The sequence below is a fragment of the Micromonospora sp. I033 genome, from assembly GCF_053890995.1.
This window is the reverse complement of sequence record NZ_JBSSLX010000342.1, coordinates 1-3,726: the sequence shown is the minus strand read 5'-3', so window position 1 is coordinate 3,726 and position 3,726 is coordinate 1. Positions and strand designations below refer to the sequence as shown.

Here is a 3,726-nt window from a genome sequence, read left to right as displayed (position 1 = left end):
GGCCGCGCCGTCGCCGCCGCGTACGCCGGTCGGCTCCCCGGGTGGGGCGGGCGGCCCGGACTCCAGCACGCGACGCAGGTCGGCCAGGAGGCTCAGCCGCTCGGCGGAGTTGTGGTCGGACTCGGGCGCGTAGACGGCGACGGTGTCGTTCCGGTGCTTCGCGTCGTACATGGCCACGTCGGCGTGGCGCATCAGGGTGGCGAAGTCCTCGCCGTGCTCGGGGAAGAGGGCGATGCCGATCGAGCCGCCCACGTCCAGCGGCAGGCCGTCCAGCGGCACCGGCTCGGCGAGCGCGGCGACCACCCGGTCGGCCCGCTCGCGGGCCTGGTCGGTGCCGGTGAGCCCGGGTACGACGATGGCGAACTCGTCGCCGCCGAGCCGCGCCACCAGGTCCTCCTCGCCGACCACCTCGATCAGCCGGGCACTCACCTCGACCAGCAGCCGGTCCCCCACCGCGTGCCCGAGCGCGTCGTTGACGTGCTTGAACCGGTCGAGGTCGAGCAGCAGCAGGGCCAGGTGGGCGTCCGGCTCGCCCCGGGCGGACCGCTCGGCGTGCAGGTGCACCTGCTCGGCCACCTCGGTGAGCAGGGCCTTGCGGTTGGGCAGCCCGGTCAGCGGGTCGAGGTCGGCGAGCTGCTCCCGCTCGGCGGAGAGCCGGGCCATCCGGTAGACCGCGAACAGCGGCACCAGCACCAGCGGGATCAGTGCGGCGCTGGCCCGGGCGGCGGCCACCAGCACCGGGGCGAGCAGCAGCAGCGAACCGGTGGAGAGCAGCTCGTAGGCCAGGCCGAGCCGGACGCTCGGCCACCAGCGGTCGCCGAACCGCAGCCGGATCGCGGAGCTGACCAGGCCGTAGTTGACCACGAACCAGGCCGCCATGGCGCCGCCCACCGCCGCCACGTCGGTCCAGTGCAGCCGGCCGCCGTCGAAGATCTCACCCGAGCCGAGCCGCGTGACCGCGTACGCGGCGGCCAGCGCGCAGGCGTACTGGGCGCCGTTGAAGGCGGTGCGCCAGCCGGCGTAGCCGAGCCGCCAGCCGGAGACGGCGACCGCCACGGCCTGCACGGCGACTGCCGGGCCGAGCCCCCAGCCCAGCAGGATGGCGAAGGTGAAGCAGGTCGACGGGAAGACCGCGGAGGTCTGCCGCCGGCCGGGCGGCACGAACGGGCGGGCGTCGCAGGCGACGGCGAGCGCCGCCATGGTCCAGAAGGCGGCCGGCAGGTGGGGCAGGTCGTCGGGGAGCGCGGCCAGCGGCCCGGCCGAGACGAGCAGGGCCAGGACGCCGACCACAGTGACGAAGCCGAAGAACGGCCCGGTCCGCCCGGGCGGGACGGAGTTTCGCGGGTCGCCGGTCTCCATCGCACCTCCCGGGATCGGCCCCTGGCATGCGCCGTCACACGCCGTACGCCAATGAAACGCCCTCGGTGCCGATTTCCCCGACATGACAGTCACGAATCGGTCGTAGTCGTAATTAAGTTGGAATACGCGACGGGCCGCGCCGCAGGGGCGTCAGCCCTCGACGCGGGCCACCTTCCGGGCCGCGTCCGGGCCGGACTCCAGCAGCACCCGGAAGCCGTCCTCGTCGAGGACGGGCAGCTTGAGGCTGGCCGCCTTGTCGGCCTTGGACCCGGGGTTGTCGCCGACCACCACGAAGCCGGTCTTCTTGGAGACCGAGCCGGTGACCTTGCCGCCCCGGCTCTGGATCGCCTCGGAGGCCTGGTCGCGGCTGAACCCGGCCAGCGTGCCGGTGACCACCACGGTCACCCCTTCCAGCGGGCGCGGCCCCTCCTCGCCGGCCTCCTCGGCCATCCGTACGCCGGCGTCGGCCCACTTGCGCACCACCTCGCGGTGCCAGTCGACGGCGAACCACTCCTTGATGCTGGCCGCGATGGTCGGGCCGACGCCGTCCACCGAGGACAGCTCCTCCTCGCTCGCCGCGTCGATCGCCTCGACCGAGCGGAAGTGCCGGGCGAGCGCCTGGGCCGCGGTCGGCCCGACGTGCCGGATGGAGAGCGCGACGAGCACCCGCCACAGGTCCCGCTCCTTGGCCACGGCCAGGTTGTCGAGCAGCTTGGTCGCGTTGCTGCCCAGGCTGCCGTCCTTGTTGACGAAGAACGGCGAGCGGGAGAGCTGCTCGGCGTCGAGGGCGAACAGGTCGCCCTCGTCGTGGATGATCTCCGCGTCGAGCAGCGCGGCGGCGCCCTTGTAGCCGAGCACCTCGATGTCGAAGGCGCCCCGGCCGGCCAGGTGGAAGACCCGCTCGCGCAGCTGCGCCGGGCAACTGCGCGAGTTGGGACAGCGGATGTCGACGTCGCCCTCCTTGGCCGGCGCGAGCGGGGTGCCGCAGGCCGGGCAGGTGGTGGGCATGACGAACGGGCGGGCATCGGCCGGGCGCAGGTCGACCACCGGGCCGAGCACCTCGGGGATGACGTCGCCGGCCTTGCGCAGCACCACGGTGTCGCCGATGAGCACGCCCTTGCGCTCGACCTCACGGGCGTTGTGCAGGGTGGCCAGGGCGACCGTGGAGCCGGCCACCCGGACCGGTTCGAGCACGGCGAACGGGGTGACCCGGCCGGTGCGCCCGACGTTGACGTCGATGTCGAGCAACTTGGTGGTCACCTCCTCCGGCGGATATTTGAAGGCGATGGCCCAGCGCGGCGCGCGGCTGGTCGAGCCGAGCCGCCCCTGGATGGAGACCGGGTCGACCTTGACCACCACGCCGTCGATCTCGTGCTCGACGTCGTGCCGGTGCTCGGCGTAATAGGCGATGAACTCCGCCACGCCGGCCAGGTCGGGCACCACCCGCCAGCGGTCGCTGGTCGGCAGCCCCCACGCCCTGAGTGCCGCGTAGGACTCGGACTGCGCGGCCGGCTGGAAGCCCCGGCGGGCGCCGATGCCGTGGACCACCAGGCGCAGCGGCCGGGAGGCGGTGATCCGCGGGTCCTTCTGGCGCAGGCTGCCGGCGGCCGCGTTGCGCGGGTTGGCGAACGGCGCCTTGCCCTGCTCGACCAGGCCGGCGTTGAGGTCGGCGAAGCCCGCCACCGGGAAGTAGATCTCGCCGCGCACCTCCAGGAACTCGGGCACGTCGGGGAAGTCGCCGGAGGGGGTCAGCCGGGCCGGCACGTCCCGGATGCTGCGGACGTTGGCGGTGACGTCCTCACCCGTGCGCCCGTCGCCCCGGGTGGCGGCCCGGACCAGCCGCCCCTTCTCGTAGGTCAGGTTGATGGCCAGGCCGTCGACCTTCAGCTCGCAGAGGTAGGGCACCGGGCCGCCGGCGTCGCGCTCGACCCGCTCGGCCCAGGCGGCCAGCTCCTCGTCGGCGAAGGCGTTGTCGAGCGAGAGCATCCGCTCGGCGTGGCTGACCGGGGTGAAGTCGGTGGAGAAGGTGCCGCCGACGCGCTGGGTCGGCGAGTCGGGGGTGCGCAGTGCCGGATATTCCGCCTCCAGCGCCTCCAGCTCGCGCAACTGCTTGTCGAACTCGGCGTCGGAGATGACCGGTGCGTCCAGCACGTAGTAGCGGTATTGGTGCTCGGTGAGCTCCTGGCTCAGCGTGGCGTGCCGCTCCCGCGCCTCGGCGGTCGGCTCGGCGCCCGCCGCCGCCTCCTGGGCGGGGCTGACCGCCTGCGGAATCGCTTCTTCGGACACCCTGCCGCCCTCCCGTGATCGTGCTACCCCCGCACGGTAGCGGGCGGGGCTGACAACCGCCCCCACCCCACCGATCCGTTC

General features: G+C 73.6%; 2 protein-coding genes. Both read right to left on the bottom strand.

The genetic code is table 11. The annotated features are described in order from the left end of the window. Positions 1-1,359: diguanylate cyclase domain-containing protein (locus ACW0Q9_RS29720; protein ID WP_456186963.1), on the bottom strand; the 1,359-nt coding region annotated here is incomplete at its 3' end. Positions 1,360-1,509: 150 nt separating this feature from the next. Next, positions 1,510-3,645: an NAD-dependent DNA ligase LigA gene (gene ligA / locus ACW0Q9_RS29715; protein WP_456186961.1), complete on the bottom strand. Its 2,136-nt coding sequence runs from the start codon at positions 3,643-3,645 to the stop codon at positions 1,510-1,512. Between the last annotated feature and the right edge of the window lie 81 nt (positions 3,646-3,726).